This is a genomic window from Hahella ganghwensis DSM 17046 (genome assembly GCF_000376785.1).
Classification (GTDB): Bacteria; Pseudomonadota; Gammaproteobacteria; order Pseudomonadales; family Oleiphilaceae; genus Hahella; species Hahella ganghwensis.
In genome coordinates this window covers 1-22890 of sequence record NZ_AQXX01000107.1, presented here as the reverse complement: position 1 = coordinate 22890, position 22890 = coordinate 1, and the positions used below count along the sequence as shown (strand labels likewise).

Annotated in this window: 19 protein-coding genes; 9 read left to right on the top strand and 10 right to left on the bottom strand. The window is 49.7% G+C overall.

Annotated features, from left to right (window positions below):
- Positions 1 to 75: 75 nt before the first annotated feature.
- From F566_RS0111375 to F566_RS0111360, 4 genes are read right to left on the bottom strand one after another with little or no spacing between them, the layout of a single operon-like run.
- Positions 76 to 2052, bottom strand: a complete 1977-nt coding sequence (locus tag F566_RS0111375; protein WP_020407113.1) for an iron ABC transporter permease — start codon at positions 2050 to 2052, stop codon at positions 76 to 78.
- Complete coding sequence (locus tag F566_RS32615) at positions 2049 to 2990, bottom strand: ABC transporter substrate-binding protein (protein WP_020407112.1); 942 nt, start codon at positions 2988 to 2990, stop codon at positions 2049 to 2051. The genes F566_RS0111375 and F566_RS32615 overlap by 4 nt, the downstream gene beginning before the upstream one ends.
- Positions 2990 to 3832 carry an ABC transporter ATP-binding protein gene (locus F566_RS32610; RefSeq protein WP_020407111.1) on the bottom strand — a complete coding sequence of 281 codons (843 nt, stop codon included), beginning with the start codon at positions 3830 to 3832 and terminating at the stop codon, positions 2990 to 2992. Before F566_RS32610 ends, F566_RS32615 begins: the two co-directional genes overlap by 1 nt.
- 28 nt (positions 3833 to 3860) lie before the next feature.
- Positions 3861 to 5144 carry an MFS transporter gene (locus F566_RS0111360; protein WP_169334441.1) on the bottom strand — a complete coding sequence of 428 codons (1284 nt, stop codon included), beginning with the start codon at positions 5142 to 5144 and terminating at the stop codon, positions 3861 to 3863.
- Between the two features lie 274 nt (positions 5145 to 5418).
- Here F566_RS0111360 and F566_RS0111355 point away from each other — a divergent pair, with 274 nt between their 5' ends.
- Genes F566_RS0111355 through F566_RS0111340 form a run of 4 tightly spaced genes read left to right on the top strand, consistent with a single transcriptional unit; the run spans position 5419 to position 11430 of the window.
- Positions 5419 to 7254 carry an IucA/IucC family protein gene (locus F566_RS0111355; protein WP_020407109.1) on the top strand — a complete coding sequence of 612 codons (1836 nt, stop codon included), beginning with the start codon at positions 5419 to 5421 and terminating at the stop codon, positions 7252 to 7254.
- Positions 7255 to 7289: 35 nt separating this feature from the next.
- A complete protein-coding gene (locus F566_RS0111350; protein WP_020407108.1) occupies positions 7290 to 8321 on the top strand; it encodes a GNAT family N-acetyltransferase in 1032 nt (343 codons plus the stop codon).
- Between the two features lie 27 nt (positions 8322 to 8348).
- Positions 8349 to 10121, top strand: a complete 1773-nt coding sequence (locus F566_RS0111345; protein ID WP_020407107.1) for an IucA/IucC family protein — start codon at positions 8349 to 8351, stop codon at positions 10119 to 10121.
- Positions 10105 to 11430, top strand: coding sequence for a lysine N(6)-hydroxylase/L-ornithine N(5)-oxygenase family protein (locus F566_RS0111340; protein WP_020407106.1), 1326 nt, complete (start codon positions 10105 to 10107; stop codon positions 11428 to 11430). Before F566_RS0111345 ends, F566_RS0111340 begins: the two co-directional genes overlap by 17 nt.
- Positions 11431 to 11483: 53 nt before the next feature.
- Here F566_RS0111340 and glpK read toward each other — a convergent pair whose 3' ends face one another.
- The 4 genes from glpK to F566_RS0111315 form a co-directional block, all read right to left on the bottom strand.
- Positions 11484 to 12977 (bottom strand): glycerol kinase GlpK, encoded by a 1494-nt coding sequence (gene glpK, locus F566_RS0111335; RefSeq protein WP_020407105.1) that lies wholly within the window; start codon positions 12975 to 12977, stop codon positions 11484 to 11486.
- Positions 12978 to 13094: 117 nt separating this feature from the next.
- Positions 13095 to 14603, bottom strand: a complete 1509-nt coding sequence (gene glpD / locus F566_RS0111330) for a glycerol-3-phosphate dehydrogenase (protein ID WP_020407104.1) — start codon at positions 14601 to 14603, stop codon at positions 13095 to 13097.
- Positions 14604 to 14948: 345 nt separating this feature from the next.
- Positions 14949 to 15719, bottom strand: coding sequence for a DeoR family transcriptional regulator (locus tag F566_RS0111320; protein WP_020407102.1), 771 nt, complete (start codon positions 15717 to 15719; stop codon positions 14949 to 14951).
- 267 nt (positions 15720 to 15986) lie between these two features.
- A complete protein-coding gene (locus F566_RS0111315) occupies positions 15987 to 16826 on the bottom strand; it encodes a flagellin N-terminal helical domain-containing protein (RefSeq protein WP_020407101.1) in 840 nt (279 codons plus the stop codon).
- Between the two features lie 321 nt (positions 16827 to 17147).
- On the opposite strand from F566_RS0111315, the gene F566_RS0111310 reads away from it, so the two are divergent.
- From F566_RS0111310 to F566_RS37925, 5 genes are all read left to right on the top strand, one after another.
- Entirely contained in the window at positions 17148 to 19577 is a 2430-nt protein-coding gene (locus F566_RS0111310; protein WP_020407100.1) for a hybrid sensor histidine kinase/response regulator, read from the top strand.
- An 89-nt stretch (positions 19578 to 19666) separates the two neighbouring features.
- Positions 19667 to 20116: a YaiI/YqxD family protein gene (locus F566_RS0111305; RefSeq protein WP_020407099.1), complete on the top strand. Its 450-nt coding sequence runs from the start codon at positions 19667 to 19669 to the stop codon at positions 20114 to 20116.
- Positions 20117 to 20285: 169 nt separating this feature from the next.
- Positions 20286 to 20687 carry a mercury resistance transcriptional regulator MerR gene (gene merR / locus F566_RS0111300; protein WP_020407098.1) on the top strand — a complete coding sequence of 134 codons (402 nt, stop codon included), beginning with the start codon at positions 20286 to 20288 and terminating at the stop codon, positions 20685 to 20687.
- Positions 20688 to 20736: 49 nt separating this feature from the next.
- Entirely contained in the window at positions 20737 to 21084 is a 348-nt protein-coding gene (locus F566_RS0111295) for a mercuric transporter MerT family protein (RefSeq protein WP_020407097.1), read from the top strand.
- A 103-nt stretch (positions 21085 to 21187) separates the two neighbouring features.
- Positions 21188 to 21505: a GDCCVxC domain-containing (seleno)protein gene (locus tag F566_RS37925; protein WP_425402009.1), complete on the top strand. Its 318-nt coding sequence runs from the start codon at positions 21188 to 21190 to the stop codon at positions 21503 to 21505.
- 503 nt (positions 21506 to 22008) lie between these two features.
- On the opposite strand, the gene F566_RS0111290 is transcribed toward F566_RS37925, so the two are convergent.
- Together F566_RS0111290 and F566_RS38320 are read right to left on the bottom strand one after the other, a co-directional pair.
- Positions 22009 to 22455: a DUF7919 family protein gene (locus F566_RS0111290; RefSeq protein WP_020407096.1), complete on the bottom strand. Its 447-nt coding sequence runs from the start codon at positions 22453 to 22455 to the stop codon at positions 22009 to 22011.
- Positions 22456 to 22457: 2 nt separating this feature from the next.
- Entirely contained in the window at positions 22458 to 22655 is a 198-nt protein-coding gene (locus F566_RS38320) for a putative adhesin (RefSeq protein ID WP_033416126.1), read from the bottom strand.
- Positions 22656 to 22890 lie beyond the last annotated feature (235 nt).

Here is a 22890-nt window from a genome sequence, read left to right as displayed (position 1 = left end):
ATACTTAGGGTTGATAATCATTCGCGTTTGAAATTTATAGACATGCGTGCTTAGTCATGAATCCCCGGGTGGCGCCTAATTGGGTAAGCTGGGATTGGATGAGAAGCGCTGCCGGTATTTACCTGTCAGCAATAGAATGACGAAATAGGTGCCACCCAGAACTGCCGTGGTAATGCCGGCGGCGAGTTCGAACGGTGACATGACTGACTGGGCCAGCGCATCGGCTGCGATGAGCAATATGGCTCCAATCAACAGGCTGCCGGCCATCTTCTGACGATAATTGGATAAGCCCAACATGCTGGCCAGATGTGGTGCCATCAAGCCAACGAAGCCAATGCCACCGACCACGGCCACAGAGGCGGCAGCCAGCACACAAGCCGCTGCGAGCATTAACAGGCCCTGGCGTTTAACGGTCACATTGAGTGCTTGGGATAATTCCGGGCCCAGTTGCAGAATGTCCAGCAGGCGTGCCTGGTGCAGTACCCAGCCGATGAGCGGAACTGTCAGGGCAACCAGCAGCCACCATTGGGATTGAGTGACACCATAGGTCGTACCTGACAACCATAGAAGTGCATCTGAAGCCTGACTTGCTCCCAAAGTCAGTAATAAGGTATTCAAGGTGGCGGCGATAGCGGAGAGCGTCATGCCCACCAGGGCGACATGAGTCGGAGAATAGGCCGGTCTTCGCAGTAACAGGAAAAACACGGGAAGAACCAATAAGCTGCCAAACATCGAAAGCCAGGCAAAATCCATCCGGCTCAGATCCGGGCTAAAACTCAAGGTGATCACCACCACCAGGACGCCGACGGTGGTTACGCCTGATATATCGGGGCTGGCCAGAGGGTTTCTTAACAGCCCCTGAAAGATCAGTCCAGAGCACGCCAGCGCAGCGCCAGCCAGTGCCGCGACAGCTGAGCGGTAAGCGTAGAGATAGGCAATGGGGGAGTCCAGACTGCTATTCGGCGAGGTAAGCCACAGTAAGCCTGCCAGCGTGATTATCAGAACGGTGAGCAAAGTGCCGGGGCGACACGCAAATAGAGGAGACAGACCCACCTCGCGCGCTTCGGGCAATCGTGTTCTCTGTTTGGAAAGTCGCAATAGCATCCATAACAGGAATGGTCCGCCGATGATGGTGGTCATGGCCCCTGCTGGAAGCGGGAAGTCATGACCTCCTACCACTCTTGCAAGAAAGTCTGCAGCCAAAAGCATGACAGCACCAAAAATAGCCGTAAGAACCGCGTGGTGAACAGCCTTCCGAACACCAAACAGCCTGGCCAGATGAGGAGCCACCAGACCCACGAAACTGATCACACCGACAATGCTGATACACAGACCGGCCAATATTGTGGCAAGTAGTAGACTCAGCCCCCTGATTTTGGCAACGGATACACCCAGTGAGGAGGCTGTCTGATCGCCCAGATGGAATAAGTCCAGGGCTCTGGCAGTGAATATACCCAGAAAAATACAGATGCCCAGTGGCAATGAGTAGGAAATTAAGTCCGGGGTTTCCAGGTGTTGCAGTGTTCCGGCTCCCCAGAGAAACATGCCATCCAGGCGGTTTTCATAAAACAGCATAAATCCGGAAGTCAGTGCGCCCAGGGCGAGTGATAATGCCATGCCCACGAGAATGGTATTGAGGGCACTACTCCCCAGCCAGGCAGCAAACCCATAAACCACCAGAGCGGTCATGGCCGCACCGCCAAAGGCCCAGAGTGAGGCCTCCCAGGGGGTGAGACTGGCAAAAATCAGTTGTCCCGCAATCAGTCCCACCATCGCGCCGGCATTGATGCCCAGGGTGGTTGGGCTGGCAAAAGGGTTCTGCAGGCTTTGCTGAATCAGATTTCCGGCAAGGGCCATAGCCGCCCCAATCAGGCAGGCCAGCAGAGTTCGGGGAATTGTCAGTGTGACAAACAGCTCCTGATCCAGGCTGTAAGCATTGTTCGTTAATAATAACGGGAATACTGTGGTGCACTGATCATTGAGACAAAATGAGGCGGCAATCAGTAAACCAAGCAGTGTCAGGCCGGCGAAGACAGCGTTTGTCAGCTTCATAGCCCCTGTCCTGTTGATTGAGGTGCTTGTTCGATCAAGGTTTGGGTAATGGTGGTTGCCATTCTTGTCGCACTGACTGGGCCACCGAAGCTCCATAGCTGTGGAGTACTGTACAGTTTATGACTTTTCACAAACGGAAGATGAGGCCAGAGAGAGGAGTCGGTGAGTTGTTGGGCATTGTCAGTCAGGCCGCCAACCATAAACATATGGGTATCCTGGAATGCCGCCAGCTCACGCAATTGAATATGAGAAAAATCCCTACCGGGAATGGAGGTTTTCCAGCGGTTGATGAGTCCCAGTTCTGAAGCAATTGTTCCTGCCAGTGATTCCGGACTGAAGACTCTGACACCCAGGCCCATGCCGATGGCTTTGGCGATGACGATCTGTTCACCCGTAAATCCGGTTTCTGCCAGGCGAGTGCGTGCGTTGTCGAGATCAACTCTCATTTGTCTGATCAGTAGGTGCGCTTTTTCTTCCTTGTCCAGCAGGCGGGATAGCTGCACAAAGTTTTTCTGCATGACGTCAAAATAACGAAAGTCTTTTTCTCCCGACATTGGATACTGTTGAAAGAGTGCTGTAGGGGCAATCTTGCTTAATGCTTCATATACACTGCGGTGTCGCCAGGGGTAGCCAACGATGAGATCGGGTTTCAGTGCTGCAATGGCTTTCAGGTTGACCTGGCTGCGGCTGCCAAGTTCGGTGATACCCTCAGGAAGTTCCGGATGATTTGACTGCCATTGCCGGTATCCCTTGATACTGGCAACACCAACCGGAACGACATCAAGGCTGAGCAGCATTTCTACGGCTGTCCAGTTTAAAGCGACAACCCGTTGGGGGGGAGAAGGCAGTTCCAGGGTGCCCATGGCATGTTGAGCACTAACGCTGCCATACACCTGCCCACAGTTCAGTATGAGCAGACTGCATATCAGGAAAACCATCAATCGCAACGTACTTTCTCCAGAGAAGGTTTTCCACTGTTGCTTACCTGACGAGGACGGTAATTGTTGGAGCGGCAATGCAAGTAGGTGTTGCCGTCAGGCAGTTCAACACGGGTTGTATGAAGCTGAAACGTTTCGTCAAGCAGAGGAAGCTCCAGCAACTGCTCAGGTGTGCCAAAAAATGCAGGTGAGCCTTTTTTCATGAGCAGTATCTGATGGCTGAACTGCAGAGCCTGATTAATATCATGCAGTATCCAGACAATACTCTTGTTGAGCTGGCGGTTGATATCCTGCACCAGCTCCAGAAGCTCGAACTGGTGGCTGAGATCCAGATACGAAGTTGGCTCATCCAGGAGAATGATGGGGGTATCCTGTGCCAGAATCATCGCCAGCCAGACGCGCTGCATCTCGCCGCCGGACAAAACATCGACCCGTTCTTTGCGGCGGTCGGCCAGATCCACCAGTTGGAGTGCCCAGTCAATCATTTCCTGGTCATGCTGACTCAGGCGTCCCAGTACCGAGCGATGCGGGTGCCGTCCACACGCCACCAGATCTTCTATCAGCATCCCCAGAGGCCGAGGCGCAGATTGCGGCAGCAGAGCCAACTGGCGGGAAAGCTCCCGTTGACGGTAATGCTTCAAGGGCTTCTCACCCAACTGAATGTTTCCCTGACTCGGCGACAGCAGGCGGCTGGCCAGTTTAAGAAATGTACTCTTACCTGAACCGTTAGGACCGATGACAGCACTGATCGATCCGGCCGGAAAGGTCAGTGATAAATCGGACACCAATGTTTTTTGGCCGATGCGGTAGGCGACAGAATCAAACTCAAGGGAAACGGACATATGACGACAGCTAATAAGTGATAATATATTAATTTAAATCACAATCATTCACATTAGCAATAGTGTATTGTTTTTGGCGCGCCTCAGGAAGAGGCGAAATGCTGTTTTTTGAACATTGCCACAAGGTTAAAACTAATATTGTCGGACCCAATAACATGGAGATCCTGAGGGCGTAGTCGGGGAAGTACTGGAAAAGCAAACCACCAGCCAGAGTGCCGACACCATAACCAATGGTGTGAGCGCTGGTCAGGATACCTCCGATGAGACCTTGTCGTAGTGGCCACCGGTCCCTGAGCTGTTGGCCGTAGTAGGGAGTGATGAGTGCCACTCCCACACAGGCAAGTATCAGTCCTGTCAGCAGTATGGCAATACTGTCGCTGCTACCCAGCAATATACTGCCCACACAGACAGTCAGTAGCATCATTATGAGATAACTTTTGGCGTGATCCTGAAGCTTCGGAATCAAGACAAGAGCAGTGACGACCATTGATAAAGCTGACATAGCCAGCATAAGGCTTAATTGTTGGGTCGCCTCCTCCGGAGATAAGCCGTATTGGTGTTGCAGGTAAGGCCCCAAAACAAACTGTATCGTACCCAGGAAGAACGTCAGGCAGAGCGCCATGGAAAGCTCAGGAAGCATTTTTCTCCAATCAATCCGCTCGTTGTTGACATTGTGTTGTTTGTTGGTGTTTCCAGAGAGCTGCTGCTCGGAATCGGTTTCCAAAGCCAGGTCTTTCGCCTGACAAGGGCTATTCATCCGGCTCCGTTCATTCGTTCGGTAAAGATAATGCGTTCGATAAAGTAGTGACCAGGACACCAGAATGCAGATCACTCCAAGTAGATAGAGCGACAAGAGTGCGTGATACCAGGCACAGAGAGCGACAAGTAGAGGGCCTAACAAACGCCCGGCCTGGTTGGCGGCATTCAGCCGTGCCAGATGGCTGCGCGTATTATTTAGATATGGCGTTATGACACTGGCCTGTGCTGCTCCAAAGAGCCCAGAGGCAAACAGCGAGTAGACCAGGCGCGATAGAATCAATCCTCCCAGAATAGGCCAGAATGCGGTTGGTTTGATGATCGCAATGGTGACAGCCGCAAGCAGAAGCAAGTGAGATGTCGTCAAACCGGCAAAGGTCCAGGTAAGAGTTCGGGCAGGGGTATATCGGTCCGTCAGTTTGCCCCAGATCGGGCCGCAGAAGACAAACCCCAGCAAGCCGCCGCCAATCAGCCAGGACCACAATGATGTCGTCATCGGGGTGCTTGCAATCAGTAATGGCAGACAGGCCAATAACGCTGATTGTAATGTGCCCATGAGTAACACACTGACATGAGCGGTTGTTGTATTGGATTCGGTGCTTGGCGGAAATTTCTCGGAGTCCATTTTGACCTGTCAATTTGTGATTTTTATCAAAAACTCATAAATGATAATTGTTCGCACTTGAAAACAATTATCACACGCATTAGCATATTTTGGAACTCGGAAGTGCAGGATTGGTATTCATCGCATGATGAGTCGCCAATCGATTCGGTCATTTGATTCGAAAGAATTCAACATTCAATGCCCCTGACAGCCTTGGAAGGACACAATGAGCTTCTTTTTCGATCCCTCTCTCAACTGCTTTTTCAATGGTTTAATCAGAGAATGGAATGGCTGGAGTTACCGATCTGCCCAATCCGATGCAAAGTCCACGAGTGAGGTTGAGTATCCGGCCGGTTGGTTTGATATACCTGTTTCCGAGGGGGTGCTTTCTGTACCTTGTCGGCATTTCTCCACGACTGGCAGACATCACCTGTTGGCTCCCTGTCTGATGCAGGACGCCTCAGGAGAGATTCATCCTTTGCCTTTGCAGCAGGCAATTGAAGCGGTGATGCTGAATAGCCAGCTGACGGCTGAAACTGATACTTCAGACACCGTGAAAGCCTTTGTCAAAAGAGCCTTGGAGAGCGATGAGAATATGAGGCATGCACTCAACTATCGCAAGGCCGACATGGAGGAGTTATTTCAGGGGACGCTAAGCTTTGAACAAGCTGAAACGTCATTGTTCACTGGCCACTCTATCCATCCCTGCCCAAAGGCAAGAGATAACTTTTCAGAAGAAGACACTTTGTCCTATGCGCCTGAATACGGCGGAAGGTTCGTTCTGCATTGGTATCGGTTGAAGAAAGACAGGCTGTATGTACGGGAAAGTCAGGGCTGTGAATATCAGAAACTGGTGACAGACCTGATTCAGTCAGATGAGCGTGCGCAAGCATGGGCAAAGCAGATCGGGCCAGAGGAAGTGTTGTTTCCCTGTCACCCATTTCAGCATAAGGTTTGGCAGGATTCTGCTCGCATCAACGAATTGATGGAACAAGGTGCAGTGATACATCTGGGTCAGGGGAGTATTCCCTGGAGTGCCACCTCATCCGTACGAGCCATTTACAGTGCTCAGGTACCCTGGATGCTAAAGTTTTCCCTAAGTGTCAAGCTGACCAACTCCATTCGCCACCTCCAACCTGAAGAACTAGTGCGCGGGGCGGAGCTGTTCAGAGTTCTAATGACCGGGAAAGCACAGGAGTTTGTTGCCCGGTTTCCTGACTGCCAGATTTTAATGGAACCTACGGCTGCGGCCATATGTGGTGAGGACGGCCAGCCTTATGAAGAAACCATAGTACTCTGGCGGGAAAACCCGTTTAGAAACGGGATTGAAAATAATACGGAAGTTTTGGCCACGCTGCTACAGGACGACCCGCGCAATGGTGTCTCCCGTCTGGAGCAACGGTTGCGTCACTTCTCCCAAGACTACCCGGAAACGGCTGTTAACTGGTTCCGTCAATATCTGGAAGTTGCTGTGAAGCCATTGCTGATTGGGCAGGCTGATTATGGCCTGCTTTTTGGCGCTCACCAGCAAAATATTGTTTTAAAACTCGACGCAAGTGGCTTCCCGGAAAAAATGTACTTTAGGGACTGTCAGGGAACAGGCTATACCCAGTTGGCCTATCAGTTATACAGCAAAGAAATTGTTGATATGGGCAAGGACAGCGCCAATGTTCTTGAAGACGAATTGGGCATTCGTCTGTTCAGTTATCACATGATAATAAATGCCACTTTTAACGTGATCAGCAGTCTATGTCGTGATGGTTCCGTGCCCGAGGTTCGGTTGACTCAGTGCCTGAGAAATTTCTTACTTTCAGTGAAGTCCCTGGGAGTGCGTGACGAACAGTGTATACATTACCTGCTTGATACGCCGGAGCTTCTGTCTAAGGGGAACTTCCTCATCGCATTAAGAAAGCTCAATGAAAATACTGAGTCGGATTACCTGGCGATGTACCACACGATGGCAAATCCACTATTGAACCGTTCACAAGCTTCCGATGTTTGCACTTCGGAAAATACCGGGCAGATCGCAACAGAGCCCGCGATCCAGTATACCGCTTCTTAAAAAAACGATTGAATCAACAAACTGACCGGAAGATCATGAATACGATTGCACAAATAACTGACTCATATGACAACACAAAACACACTCTGCAGGTGGAAAAGTTTCAAGTGATTCCCCATTCTGCTGATAACAGTCTGGTTATTCAGCAAGGTATCCGGCAGTGGCAGGTTGATTTTACCCTTCAACCATCTGATGAAATGTTGATTACCGGGTTGTATGGGGCTCTGGATTCGAATCGTCAGGCGTCTCAGTTGATGGATCAGCTATTTGCCTACAGCAAGTCAGCAAAGTTGGTGATTTCGAATGACCTACTGACAGATAGACCAGAACTTCACATGTCTCACTGGAGAAATGTGAAGGGAGGACTTGCGATTGATCGGGCGGCTTTCTATCAGATTCGGGAACATTGGCTGGCACCGGAAGTCTTGAGTGTTGCACCTGATGTACGTGTTGAAGTCGAAGGTGTTTCTGAGCCAGTTCCTGTTCGACCGCAAACCCCTGATACCATACTTTATCAACGCTTTATCCCAGAGTTGAATGAAGTCTTCAGCCTTCGTCGTGCGAGTGTGGAAGAGGATGGCGAGCGTTTCCATCGCTGGCAGAATGAACCCAGGATTGCCGAGTTCTGGGAATATGCGCTAAGTCGGGAAGAGCTTGATGACATGTTGCGTGATCGCTTATCCGATCCTCATTGCGAGCCGCTAATTGCCTGTTTCGACGGCGTGCCTTTTGGGTATGTTGAAACCTACTGGGCGCTGGAGGATCGTTTGGGACCTTATTACGATGCCCGCCCCTTTGATCATGGCTTTCATGTTCTGGTAGGTGAAGTTAATTATCTGGGGCGCGGACGGACTGCCCATTGGATTAATGCCATCACACACTATTTGCTGCTGCTTGACCCCCGGACTGACCGGATTATGGGAGAGCCACGCGCAGACAACACCAGGATTCTGAAATGGATCGAACATACTGCCTGGTATAAAGAGCGGGAGTTTGATTTTCCGCATAAACGGGCTGCCCTTCTAAAGTGTGAGAAGCATGATTTCTTCCAATCCACAGTTCTCTGAATGCCTATCTTTCAGGAAGGAAGAACAATGAACCTTGATCCTATACTGTGGGTGCATTGCCATCAGGCCCTGGTTGCCAAAATTATTGGAGAGTGCGCTTACGAGGAATGTTGGCATCCAACCACCGCTGATGGTCAAACCTATCAGTTGATGCTGAATGATCAGCACCAATATCAGTTCTGTGCCGAAAGAAGCATATGGGGCTGGCTTCAGGTGGATCCAAAGAGTATTCGCTATCAGGATAAGCCGGTTACCTCAGTGATAGAGTTTTTGTTGCATGCCCAAAAAGACCTGCAACTGAATGATATTGATCTGGGTAATTTTCTGGAAGAGGTTCAGAACACCTTATACAGCAGTTACCGCCAGCAGCAAAGGCTGTCTGCTTTCACTGCCGCTGATATGGTCGAATTGGAGCAGCCGGTATTGCAGTCCTTGCTGGAGGGGCATCCCAAAGCGATAGCGAACAAAGGACGAATGGGCTGGGGGTCCGATGAACTGAACCGGTACGCGCCGGAGTCTGGCAAGTCAGCCCGGTTGATGCTGATACTGGTTAGCCGAAAGCTCTGTACGGTAGGGTATGAGAGTGATCGTGATCCTTGGAGGATTCTGGAAAAGCATCTCTCTGCAGACCTGATGAGTGCGGTAACAGGTAATCTAAAGCGCCGAGGTGCAAACCTTGCGGATTACTATCCCGTGCCTGTGCACCCCTGGCAATGGCAGCGGTATATTGTCATACAGTACCAGTCCTGGATTCAGAGTGGTGACATTGTTCCGGTTGGTGAGTTGGAGGATGATTATCTTCCTCAGCAGTCTATTCGTACCTTCTCTAACTTAAGTACGGAATCAGGGTTTGATATCAAGCTGCCGCTGACCATTCTGAATACCTCGTGTTATCGGGGAATTCCCGGCAAGCATATCGCCACCGGGGCAGAGTTATCCCGTTGGCTGCATTGTGTTGCAGAGGTAGACCCGGTTCTATCTCGATATATGATTGTTCAGCGTGAAGTTTGCGGTATCCACTGCGGACACCCGGTTCAGGAGCAGGTACCCGAAACTCCCTATCGGTATCGAGAGATGTTGGGAGTTGTTTGGCGGGAGTCTCTCGAAAGTCATTTGGCCCCGGATGAACGGGGAATACTCATGGCGACGCTCATGCAGTGTGACGCTGAAGGGAAATCATTGGCTGCTGAATATATCTGCCGCTCAACACTGGACCCGGAGGCCTGGTTGCGCCAGCTCTTTGATGTGGTCGTAGTGCCTCTCTACCATTTAATGTCAAAGTACGGCGTGGGTCTGGTTGCCCACGGTCAGAATATCAGTGTGGTGTTGAAAGACTTCGTGCCTGTCAGAATGTCCGTTAAAGACTTTCATGGTGATCTACGAATCGTAGACCAGAATTTCAGTGAATTGGCAGCGATGCCTGCTGATGTAAAAGAAAGCCTGACAAAATTGCCAGCGGAATATCTGATACATGATTTGGTCACCGGTCACTTTGTGACCACACTTAGATTTATTTCACCCTTAATTGAGAAACAATGTGGTGTCCCGGAAGCACGCTTCTATTCTTTGCTGGCAGACGTGCTGAAGGAGTATCAGAGGCAGCATCCGGAACTATCAGACCGCTATCAGCTGTTTCCACTGTTTACTGACACTATTCTCAAAGTATGTATTAACCGGGTTCGCTTTCGTATCGGATATGCCGACTCTGCAGATAGACCCGTCCCTGAACTGGGAACACCGATCATCAATCCTTTAGTTGTGGAAAACGTCACGGAGAATCACTATGACACTGCCTCTTGATCTAGCGGGCCTGGGTGCGGGACCTTTTAATCTGAGTATTGCCGCACTCATTGATGGACTGAACAGCCGGGGGGAAGCGATTCGTTCCAGTTTTTTCGAACGTAAGCCGTCATTCTCATGGCATCCGGGAATGCTGCTTCCGGATGCCAGAGTGCAGACTTCTTATCTAAAGGATCTAGTGACGGGCGTTGCACCGACTAATCCACATAGTTTTCTGAATTACCTCGTGTCTCACAAACGCTTTTACCAGTTTCTTTCGGCGGAACTCAGTGCTGTTAGTCGGGCGGAATATGCGAATTATCTGAAATGGGTGTCTGAGCGTTTACCGATGGTCCAATACAATACGAGAGTACAATCGGTGGACTTTTCAGAGGGGCACTTTCTGTTGCATATAGAGGGAGAATCTGAGCCAGTTGCTGCAAAAAACATCTGCCTGGGAACCGGTAAAAGTCCCTATGTCCCTGAGTGCGCTCGTCCCCATATGGGAGGAAACGTTTTCCATGCTATCGGCATTGCGCAGCGCGATTTTTCCGTGGAAGGGCTGCGCGTGGCAGTCGTCGGAGGTGGGCAAACCGGTGCGGAAGTGTTCCAAAGCATGATGGACAGCCATTGGGGGGCGCCAGCAAGTGTTCACTGGGTGTCACGTCGACAGAATTTTGAACCCTTGGATGAGACGCCTTTTACCAACGAGTTTTTCACGCCGCAGTATGTAGATACCTTCTTTAAACTGCCCGTAAATGCCAAACAGAATATCGTGGCGAGCCAGAAGTTGGCCTCGGACGGTATTTCTCCGGATACCCTTAAGGCGCTTTACCAGAAACTGTATGAACGGGCGATTACCGGGCAAACGGATCATCTGGATCTGAGGCCCTATCGCGAATTGACGGGCATGACTTATGCTGATGGGCACTACACTCTTGAAATGATGAATGGTCTGCATCAGCAGTTGGAGAAGCTGCAGGTGGATGTCGTGATTCTATGCACAGGCTTTGAGTCAGAAGTTCCTGCTTATCTGGATAATCTGCGTCACCGCTTGTCCTTGGATGAAGACGGGCGTTTCAATTTGACCCGAAACTTTGAAGTAGTCTGGGACGGACCGGAAGCCAATCGCATTTTCGCTGTCAATGCAGGGCGTCATAGTCACGGGATTGCGGAGCCTCAGATGAGCCTGATGTGCTGGCGCTCTGCCAGTATTATCAACACGCTTTTGGGTGAGCCGGTATTTGATCTGGAGCAGAGTATCAATCTGGTGAATTGGGGGCGGGAAGCTCAACCTGAAGTTGAGTTGGCCTTTGATATGGCGATATAAAACTAATGCCTATCAGCCAGTGAGCGGCTGATAGGCATCGCTTACTTCGCTAGCTATTCGGCAGAAATATGCTTCACTCCTTCCAGAGCTTTTTGCCAGCCCTTATAAAGACGGCTGACCGTTGCATCATCCATTTTTTGTTTGAATGATCTTTCGCATTGCCAGTAGCTCTGCAGCTCCTCCAGAGAAGAATAAATTCCCTGATGTAATGCGGCCAGCATGGCGGCACCCAAAGCCGTGGTCTCAGTCACCAGAGGGCGGTCTACCTGGACCTGTAGAATGTCAGCCAGGAACTGCATCACCCAGTCGTTAACGACCATACCACCGTCCACTCTCAGTGCAGCCAGTTCTTTGACGCCGTCGGCTTTCATGGCCTCCAGCAGATCGCGAGTCTGATAACAGACGGACTGCAATCCGGCCGTTACAATCTGCTCAATACCGGTATCACGGGTCAGTCCTACGATTGCTCCTCGGGCCTTAGGGTCCCAGTGAGGTGCACCCAGACCGGTAAATGCAGGTACCAGATATACAGATTGATCTGCGCCCGCTTTAAGCGCATGTTGCAGGCTGTCGCCGGCGTTTGTGATCAGTTTGATACCATCCCGCAGCCACTGCACAGTGGCGCCGGCCATGAAGATACTGCCTTCAATGGCATAGGTGATTTTTCCGTCCAGACAGTAGCCGATGGTGGTCAGTAACTGATTGTCTGATGTCAGCGGTTTGTCACCGGTATTCATGATCATGAAGCAACCGGTACCATAGGTGCTCTTGCACATGCCGGGCTCAAAACATGCCTGGCCGAACAGTGCTGCCTGCTGGTCCCCGGCGACGCCGGAAATGGGGACTTGTCCGCCAATGAAATGTTCTTCAGTGCGCCCGTAATCGTCGGCGCAATTCAGAACTTTTGGCAGCATGCAGGCTGGAATGTCCAGCAGTTTAAGAAGCTCTTCATCCCATTGCTGAGTCTTGATGTTGTAAAGCATGGTACGGGACGCGTTGGTCGCATCAGTTGCGTGGGTCTTACCGCCGGTCATTTTCCACATCAGATAAGTGTCTACGGTGCCGAACAACAGCTCGCCATTTTCTGCCCGGGCACGAGCGCCTTCCACCTGATTCAGAATCCACCGGATTTTAGTGCCGGAGAAATAAGGATCGATCAACAATCCAGTTTTATCCCGCACCTTGTCCGCCAGTCCCTGATCACGCAGCTCCTGGCAATATTCCGCTGTACGGCGGTCCTGCCAGACGATGGCATTGTAGATCGGTTCTCCGGTGACTTTGTCCCATACGATAGTGGTTTCGCGCTGGTTGGTTATCCCGATCGCAGTAATATCCCGGGCCTGTATCCCTGCCTGTTTGAGGACATCACGGCATACATGCTCGGTGGTATTCCAAAGATCATAGGGATTGTGTTCAACCCAACCATCACTGGGGAAGTGCTGAGGGAATTCCTGTTGGGAAACAAAGGCTGGTTTACCCTGATGGGTGAACAGAATGGCACGACTGCTCGTGGTGCCTTGGTCAATGGCTAACAAGTATCCATTCACAGTTTTTATTCTCGTATTAGTGAAACGGTCAGGTTCTCAATACAGCTGTCAGGCATTAGCGTAACAGCTATAAAAATTTAAAGCATCGGTCAGACTCATGCCTGACCGATTGTCATTTTACGCAGCTGCCCGGTTATCGAATGCTTTTTTTTCGATGTAGTTGCTGACAGCGTTCTTTTGTTCCTGATCCAGAAACAGACCCATTTTGGTCCGGCGCCACAGCACATCCTCTGCGGTGCAGGCGAATTCGTACTGTACCAAATAGTCGACTTCCTTTTGAGTCAGATTGGCACCGAAATTCAGACCAAGGTCATCAAGTGACTCTGCTTCGCCAAGAATATATTCCGCCCTGGAACCATAGGTGGTCGCCAAACGTTTGGCTGTTTCCTGGTTCAGGAATTTGTAGCGCTCATGCAATTTGGCTGTGTAGGCTGTGATATCTGAACCGATATTACCGCCAGGCAGCTTGCTGTTTGCTGTCCAGGAAGCTCCCATTGATGGGTAAAACGACTGTAATTTGTTCATTACCGCTTCACTAAGTTTGCGGTAGGTGGTCAGCTTGCCACCAAAGACTGAAAGCAAGGGTAATTTGCCCTCTGTTTCCAACTCGATCGTGTAATCCCTGGTGACGGCCTGAGGTGAGTCGGACTCATCGTCACATAACGGCCGAACGCCAGCATAGGTCCAGACCACATCTGCCGGAGAGATCTGGCGGGTGAAGTGCTGATTGACTATTTTGCACAGGTAGTCGATTTCGCCTTGGGAAATCTGCACCGTATCGGGTGCTCCTTTATGCTCAACATCGGTGGTGCCGACAATGGAGAACTTGTCCAGATAAGGGATCACAAAGACGATTCGGCCATCTTCGTTCTGCAGAATGTAAGCCTGTTCCTGTTCATGGATGCGTGGAACTACGATATGGCTGCCTTTGATCAGGCGGATTCCACGGGGACTGGTGCGCGATAGTTCATCGGTCAACAGGTCTTTGACCCAGGGGCCGGCTGCATTGACGAGGCCTTTGGCTTTCAGGGTACGTTCCTTGCCGCTCAATTCATCACGTACCTGAATATGCCACAGATTGTTTTCCTGTTTGGCACCGATGCATTTCGTGTGAGTGAAAACATCTCCACCCAGATCCCGGCACTGCATGGCGTTTAACGTGACCAGACGGGCATCATCTACCCAGCAGTCGGAATACTCATAGCCTCTGTTGATTTCAGGTTTCAGTGGCGAGTTACCCTGTTTAAAACGCAGGAATTTGCTGCCGGGCAGTACATCGCGCTTACCGAGAAAATCATACAGGAACAGGCCGGAACGAATCATCCATGAGGGTCTTAGGTGTGGCCGGTGAGGCAGGATAAAACGCATGGGCTTAACGATGTGTGGCGCTTTGTGGAATACGACTTCACGCTCATTCAAGGCTTCCCGAACCAGGCGAAATTCATAATGCTCCAGATAGCGCAGACCGCCGTGAATGAGTTTGCTACTGGCCGAAGAGGTTGCGCTGGCCAGGTCTTTCATTTCCACGAGAGCAGTTTTCAGGCCGCGTCCCTGTGCATCCAGAGCCACACCTACACCGTTAATACCCCCGCCGACCACTAAAAGATCATAGACTTGTTCCTTCATGGGATTAAAACCTGTTATTGGATAGTTGTTCATATTGAATGAATGCTAAATCAACAAAAAAGAAAATAAAAGGAAAATAAACGAAAGTTTGTAAATTATTTGATCTTTCCGTGATCGGTTATTTTCACTATGGGCTCGGAATATGTCGGGCTTGTGAATTCAATTGCGGTAGGAACGGCTGAGAATGGCTAAGACGTATCAGGTAAAAAAGCTTGATGAGCGGATGCCAATTAAGAACGGAGGTGCTAGGAGAGGTCCTGGGTGCACAGGGACGCGGTCTGAAATAAAAGCGCTTGATAAGGAATTAGGGGTGGGAAAGTCTGTGCCCACCCCCGGAGAATAACATTAATTGCAGATCTGGAGCCGCACGTCGTTTTCTTCCATCATGCGGATAATATTGTCTTCAGGTGGCTGGTCTGTAAAAAACATGTTGGCCTGGGTGATATTGCCCAGCCTGACCATGGCCCTTCGACCAAACTTTGAATGATCCGCAGCCAGAAATACATGTCGACTGTGTTCAATAATCGCCTGGGCGACCTTAACCTCCCGGTAATCATAATCGAGCAAAGTGCCGTCCTCATCGATGGCACTGATGCCGATAATACCGAAATCAAGGCGGAACTGTTTGACGAAGTCCATTGTGGCTTCACCGACAATCCCGCCGTCACGTGCCCGGACTTCTCCTGAGGTAACAATAACCCGGAAATCTTCCTTCTGGCTCATCAGGCTGGCGACATGAAGATTATTGGTCACGACCTGGAGGCCGTTATGATTCATCAGCGCTTTGGCAATCGTCTCTGTGGTGGTGCCGATATTAATAAACAGGCTGCTGTGATCCGGTATATGCAGGGCAATTTCCCGGGCAATGGCTTCTTTTTCTTTCAGGTAGCGAATTTGCCGATCCTGATAGGGAAGATTTTGGGTGGATGTGGTTGAGCTGGCTCCACCGTGGAAGCGTTGGATCAGATTGGCGTCTGCCAGTAGATTCAGGTCACGGCGCAGAGTCTGCGGGGTGACATCAAAGCTCGATTCCAGTTCATCTATCGTTGCCGAGCCATTTTGCTCGATCATTTTCAGAATATTCGCCTGGCGGGCATTCAGCGGTTTTTCAAGCATCTTTTTCGTTATTGTTCCATTGCTGGTAAAAATCGGATTAAATCAGGCGCGTCGATGTTCGGCACCTGAGCATTATGCAGCAATGTCAGGAGGCTTGTAACCCTGCAAAAGTTCTAGGGAAACTCTGAAAAACTACCTGCGTTGCCATGGCGGCGTCACAAGTCGGCTCAAAATGCATATTTATTCACGATAGACTGTGCTTTTTCTCCGAATTTTTCCTTGCTCTGGCGGCCTCGCCAACGCTTTTCAGAAGTTCCCTAGAGCGTGTTATCCGGAAAGCAGTCGAAGAACTTGTTGTGCCTGACCGTTTGCCTGTGCCCGTACGGCAATCTGTGCCTGGTTTCGAACCTGTTCGGATATCAGGCTGGATGCAGCTTCTGCAATATCAGTGTCGGCGATCCTGCTGCGGGCTTCCGCCGCATTGGCCCGGCTGGTTTCTGCTTGAGAGATCGTGGCCTCAAACCTGTTGGCGACAGCGCCAAGTTCTGCGTCCCGTTCACTGACGGCTGCCAAACTGTCATCAATGGCGGACAGGGCGTTAGTCGCACCTTCCTGGGTACTGATGTTCAGTTCATCCAGGCCAAGACTGTTGAGCTGTTCGAGCAGATTACTGCCTCCGACCGAGACCTCGGCGCTGGCCTCCTCTCCCACCCGAAACGTCAATTCCTCCTCATTATTGAAGACATTGACTCCGTTAAAGTTGGTATTTTCAAGAATTTGCTGAGTACCTTCCAGAAGCTGGTCTGCTTCTTTCTGCAGTGCTTGCCGATCTCTGTCTGAGAGTGTTCCATTGGCTGACTGGAGCGATAAATCTCGAATTCTCTGTAGATTGTCTGTGACCTGACCCAAGGCACCTGACGCCAATTGGGTGAATGAGATACCGTCGCCGGCATTTCGGATAGCGACATTGAATCCTCCGATTCGGGCATCAAATCGATTACTGATTGCCAGACCTGCAGGATCGTCGGCGGCGCTGTTGATTCGGTTTCCCGAACTGATTTGCTCAAAACGCTGGTTGATCCGGGTATCGCTGATCGGAGGAAGATTGTTAAAGGTGTTATTGATGTTGATAGCCATGGCGTATTCTCCAGCAGAGATATTGCTCATCTCTGCGTCCAGTCAAGCATGACGTCAATATCTGTCCAATAATTGTACAGTGTCGATACGTACTGTACCTACACTAAAACAACACTTTTCGTTGACTATTTGGTAACTTGTTGTAGTTTATACGTAATCAGAAACCAGCAGGATCGTTATAAATGGTTAAATTGCCATTTGGCCGATAGTCAGCCTGTTCTATCATGGTGTAACGTTCGCAGTTTACTGCTTTTTTGGCTAGTAAGTCCCAAACGTCAGCATTTGTCCCGTTGTTGGTGTGCTAATCTGACTAACAGGGGACAAAAGGCGAACCGAGGTATATTTCTGCAAATGGGTAAACGCTGGCTATCAGTTACTCTGGTCAGTCTGTTGATCTTGATTTTAAACGGGCCAGTTGTCTATGCAGGTCAATTGAATCTTGTGGATATTCCCCAGGGTTCTATCGACCTGTCAGACGTAATGGAGTACTGGATCGACCAGGACGGCAACAGTTCCATTAGTGATGTTTCTGCCAAAGCCTCTCTCTGGCAGCAACTTGATGAAAATAAGGGGGTAAATTTCGGCTTTATTGAAAAGCCCCTTTGGCTCCGTTTCGATATACAGAACACAAGTTCCCTAACCCTGCAGCCGCTGCTGGTTCTGGCGGCACCTACCCTGGATTTTGTAGAGATATACATCATCCGGGACGACGGGGTGGCTGAAAAAGTTCTCAATACCGGGAATGCCTACCCCTATCACTCCAGGCTTTTGGATAATCGCAATTTCGTTCTGCCCCTGAATTTTGCTCCTGACGAGTATGCGACTGTTTACGTCAGAGCGAGGGAAGGGGGGTCCATGCAGGTACCTCTTGCATTGTGGAATAGGGATGCGTACTACGTTGACTACCAATATGATCAGACCAAATATGCACTGTACTTTGGCCTTCTCTTGACTCTGATGGCCTACAACCTGTTCCTGGCTCTGACATTACGTTCCAAGGGGCATAGCTATTATGTTGGCTATATCGCCACATTGATCCTGATCCAGGCCTCTCAGACAGGTTTGGGGCCTCAGTTTCTCTGGCCAGAAACACCGATATGGGGTTATTTGTCGTTGCAACTTGGGGTTGCCATGTCGGTGATTTGTGCCGGATTGTTCAGTATCGAGGCGCTGGGCCTGACCCGATGGCCCAGGTTATTGCGCTGGAACAAAGTGGTTATCACCCTGGCCACCTTGATAATGGTGTCGGGTTTGATTCTTCCACTGGGCCTTCATCTTAAGCTGGTCGTGGCTTTGGGGATGGCCGGGTCAGCTGCATTTCTGGTTGCCGGGCTGTTGACCTGGTCTCAGGGAGAGCTGACTTCACGTCTGTACACACTGGCTTGGGTAGCCTTGGCAGTGGGAACAACGATCTATGGGGCCAACAAATTTGGCTGGATCCCGGCGAATCCAATTACCAACAATGCTTTTTGGCTGGGTTCGGCTGTCGAGGGGCTTTTGCTCTCTTTCTCGCTGGCTGCCAGATTTAGCGCCCTACAGAAGCACCGTCTGGAATTGCAGCGACAAATTGCCACGGATCGGGAAAAACAATTTGAATTGGAATCCACGGCTATTGAGGCTGAGGCTCAAAACCGGGCCAGAGGGGAGTTCATTGCGACCTTCAGTCATGAAATAAGAACACCGCTGAACGGTATTCTGGGAATGACAGAACTGCTACAGGATACCGAGCTTGAAACAGACCAGCGAAGCTATCTGGATGCGATCAAAGGTAGCGGTGAAAACCTGATGCACCTGATCAATGGTGTACTGGATTTTTCCAAAATTGAAGCAGGGCGCCTTGAGCTGGATTTGCAACCGACAGCATTGAAACCTCTCGTGAATAGCTGTTGTGAGCTGTTCAATACGGTTGCCACTGATAAAGGCATTGGCTTTGGAGTGCGCTATAAGGGCAATATTCCGCATTCTTTGATGCTGGACCCCCTCAGGGTCAAGCAGATTCTCATTAACCTCCTGTCCAACGCATTCAAGTTTACAGACAAAGGTTCTGTCGAGCTGGCAGTCATGGTGACCGACCAACAGAAAATCCGGTTTGAAGTAACCGATTCTGGCATCGGCATTCAGGAAGAATACCAACAGATGCTGTTTCAGTCGTTTTATCAGGGAGACAAATCCACTACCCGTCGCTATGGTGGTACCGGGTTGGGGTTGGCCATTTGTCAGAGTCTGGTCGAGCTTCATGAGGGTACAATCGGGGTCACCAGCGCTCCGGAGTGCGGTTCTACTTTCTGGTTCGAAGTGCCAATGGTCGTGGTGGAAGAACCGGAAGGGAGCTATGAGCTATCGCAGGTTCATGAAGAGCGTCAGGATGAGAGCATTTATAAACCTGACTGTTTTCGGGTTCTGGTGGCAGAGGATAATAAGGTTAACGCCATGGTGATTGAGCGTTTTCTGGAAACCTTCGGCTGCGAATCAACCTTCTGTAGTGATGGTCAGGAAGTACTGGCGGCTTATATGCAGGCTCCGGATGCATATAAGCTGATATTGTTGGACTATGAAATGCCGGTAATGGATGGCTGTCAGGCCACGATTGAAATCCGGAATCATGAGGTGGCCCAACAGCTGTCGCCTGTGCCGATCATCGGTATCAGTGCCCACACACTTCCGGAAACCGAACAGCGTCTGAGAGATGCCGGTATGAACGATTTTCTGCACAAACCGATTAATCGGCAGCAGTTTGAAAAGCTGTTGATTAAATACTCCAGAATAGAAAATTCAGCCTGACACAGCCATTTAGAGCATAATAGACCCACTGACTTAATCCGATCTTAATTGTTGGATCATGAATACCCGAAATATAGGAAGCTGACACCATGCAAATCTGGGTAGATGCCGATGCCTGTCCGAATGTTATCAAGGAAATTTTGTTTCGAGCGGCAGAGCGCACCGAAATTCCACTCACTCTGGTGGCGAATCAGGCCATCAGGACACCGCCATCGCCCTGGATCAAATCTGTGCAAGTGGAATCTGGTTTTGATGTGGCAGACAACACCATTGTCCAGCGATTGGAACCCGGAGATCTTGTGATCACAGCAGATATCCCATTGGCTGCTGAAGTCATAGAGAAGGGTGGTCACGTGATTAATCCCCGGGGACAATTCTACAGCCGGGAGAACATCAAGCAGCGTTTGGCCATGCGAGACTTTATGGAAACGCTGAGAAGCAGTGGTGTGCAGAGCGGAGGGCCGCCCGCTCTCAATCATGGGGATCGTATGGAGTTTGCCAATCAATTGGACAGGTTTCTGGCAAAAAACAGGAAGTAAAAGAGAAGGAAGTATAGTCAGCGCATCAGGTCACTCTGAAGTCTGGATCGCGTGGGGTGAATGTGACCGGCAACCATATGGATATTGCTGCTCCTAAGGAATATTTAGCCCTCTTTAAGTTGCGACCATCTATAATGGTTCGTAAATAAGTATGGATTTGAGAGGCACTATGTACACCATTAGCCAGCTCGCCAGGTCCGCAGGAGTCAATGTCGAAACGATCCGCTACTATGAACGCCAAGAGCTCATTGAGCAGCCGAAAAAACCAATCCAAGGTTACCGACAATATCCAGAAGAAACTCTGACAAAAGTTCAGTTCATTAAACGTGCCCAGCGTTTAGGTTTTACGCTTAATGAGATTGATGCTCTGATCAGATTGAGTTCTGAGTCATGTCACGAGGTTCAGTATCTAGCCCAACACAAACTCAAGACGGTTCAGACTAAAATCAAAGATCTGAAGCGCTTAGAGAAAAGCCTGAAGCAGTTGATTTCTTCATGCCAGTCCAACACTGATAGCGATTCTTGTCCTATTATTGATTTTCTTGTTCCACTGGGCCGCCACCTTTCTTGACTCCGTAGTATGGTGCGGACTTTATACTGTCTCCCGGAGGTGGTTGTGTATGAAGAAAGGGTCTCCAGTATGGTTGCTGAGTGGAGGGCTGGTTGCGGCTTTTGGAGCCAGCCTGTGTTGTACTGGCCCATTTATAATACTTTTGCTTGGTGTCAGTGGTTCCTGGATCAGCACGCTCGCTGCTTTTGAGCCATATCGAGCTTATCTTATTGCTACGGTGATCGTGCTTTATTTGTTTGCAGGGTGGCTGGTTCACCGACCAATCGAACGCTGCTCTGAGGGCAGTGTCTGTTCTATTCCAGAAAGCCGCCAGCGTTACCAGATACTCTTCTGGATTTTTACAGTGGTAGCCCTGCTTTTGGTATTGAGTCCGTACTGGCTGGCCTGGTTAGCATAGGAGATGTTGTATGAAGCAGCTATTAGCTCTAATCTTGCTCATAATCTGATTGGTCGGTACAGCAAGGCCTAACACCCTAACCGTGACACTGTCAGTGTCGAGTATGTCGATCAAAAATGCATGTTGGCCAGCTCTCGAAAACAACACTGGATGCCGGCTATCCGTCTTCATAGATCAAGCAGGAAAAGTTATGGGACCGAAACTTGTTTTTGAATCAGAAATAACTTGCCCAAAATGCGGATTCAAAAAACTGGAAACCATGCCAACAGATGCCTGTCAATGGTTCTATCAATGTGAGCAGTGCCAAACTTTACTGAAACCTAAGACTGGCGACTGCTGCGTATATTGTTCATATGGTTCAGTACCCTGCCCGCCGATCCAGCTTGCTTCACAAGAAAGTGGGGAGAAGGGATGTTGCTAATGACACAAAACCAGTTTCAGAGTCATTAACTTGGCGTGAGTGTCTGCGACGCACGACTAAACCCGCATCTGCTGGGATCTTGAATACGTCCAGCTCACCTATCAAGGCACCAAGGTCGAGGCTGGAAGCGCCGAAGATTCACGTATAGCAAAGAAGAGTATGAACGCCACACGAGTAATCACCATCGGGGCTCTGGCGCGTGGGAAGCCTAGAACAAACTCCGACATTGATCGCACAGTAAGATCCTGGGTATCAAAGCATCAATGGATAATAGAAGGCGGAAATTCCAGAACCTACCTGGACAGAGTAACTGTTTTAAGAGTCTGCTCTCCGTCTAAGAACATGGCTGGTTCGAAGGTAACATCTCATCTGGTGCAAGTGGCTTAAACTTTTTCAAAGGGTCTTCGAAGATGCATTTCTCTCCTACAGCCGAAAAAATCCTTCCATTATGTCAGTCAATCCAATACCACGGGAGTTCTATGGGGTCTACATCCAAATTAGTACTATGATTCCATCATTTCTCTTATTACATTTTCAGCATTAAACCCCTCCTGCAAATCAAGCCTTTCAAGAGAATCAATGAACGCCTGTGGGGGCATGTACTGATGTTTTTCTATAAAGTGAATTATTGTTGAAGGAGCTGCAAAATATTGACCGTCGTCCAAGCTGGGTACAAGCAATAAAAATGTACCTATTATTTCCTTTTTCTCATGAAAAATAGTAGTCGTTATCCCCCCGCATAAGCCACAGCTTGCGAAGCCCCTTGAGATTCGAAAGCAAGCAGAAAAAGGATGTTTCCCTAATGCTAATTCCTTCAACTTATGAAGATGCTCCGGTTTGACGTTGCCTACCGGAAAATCTGAGTTGCTGTCTAGCCAACCAATATTAAATACTCTCTCCAATGAAGGCTCGAAACCATCGGTATACTGTGTCAAATCCTTATAAAGCATAACTAATTGTTCCACTCGATATCGAGATATTCTGTACAAGCCGCCCAGTTAACACACCCTTGGTTAGGCGTGAGTATGTCTGATACCGGCATATTATCACGGATAGTTGTTGAATTATTGTGGATGGTTATGGGCTTACCTGCTGCAGGGTGGAAGAACTGGTAGTTAGGAATTTCCGCCCCAGGCAACCAAGTTGTCATCCCTTCGATTTGAGAAGCAAACAAATTTCCTCTTCTAGGGAGGCTCTGAATAACTCCCCAAATCAGTCATAATACGGCCAACTTCACTCATCAGGAATACTATCCATGGATCAGATGACTTTCTCCGAAGCTGAATACCAGAATAAGAAGCGTAAGACCCGCCGGGAAATCTTTCTGGAGCGAATGGATAAGCTGATCCCATGGAAACGCATGGAAAAGAAGATCGCCCGCTATT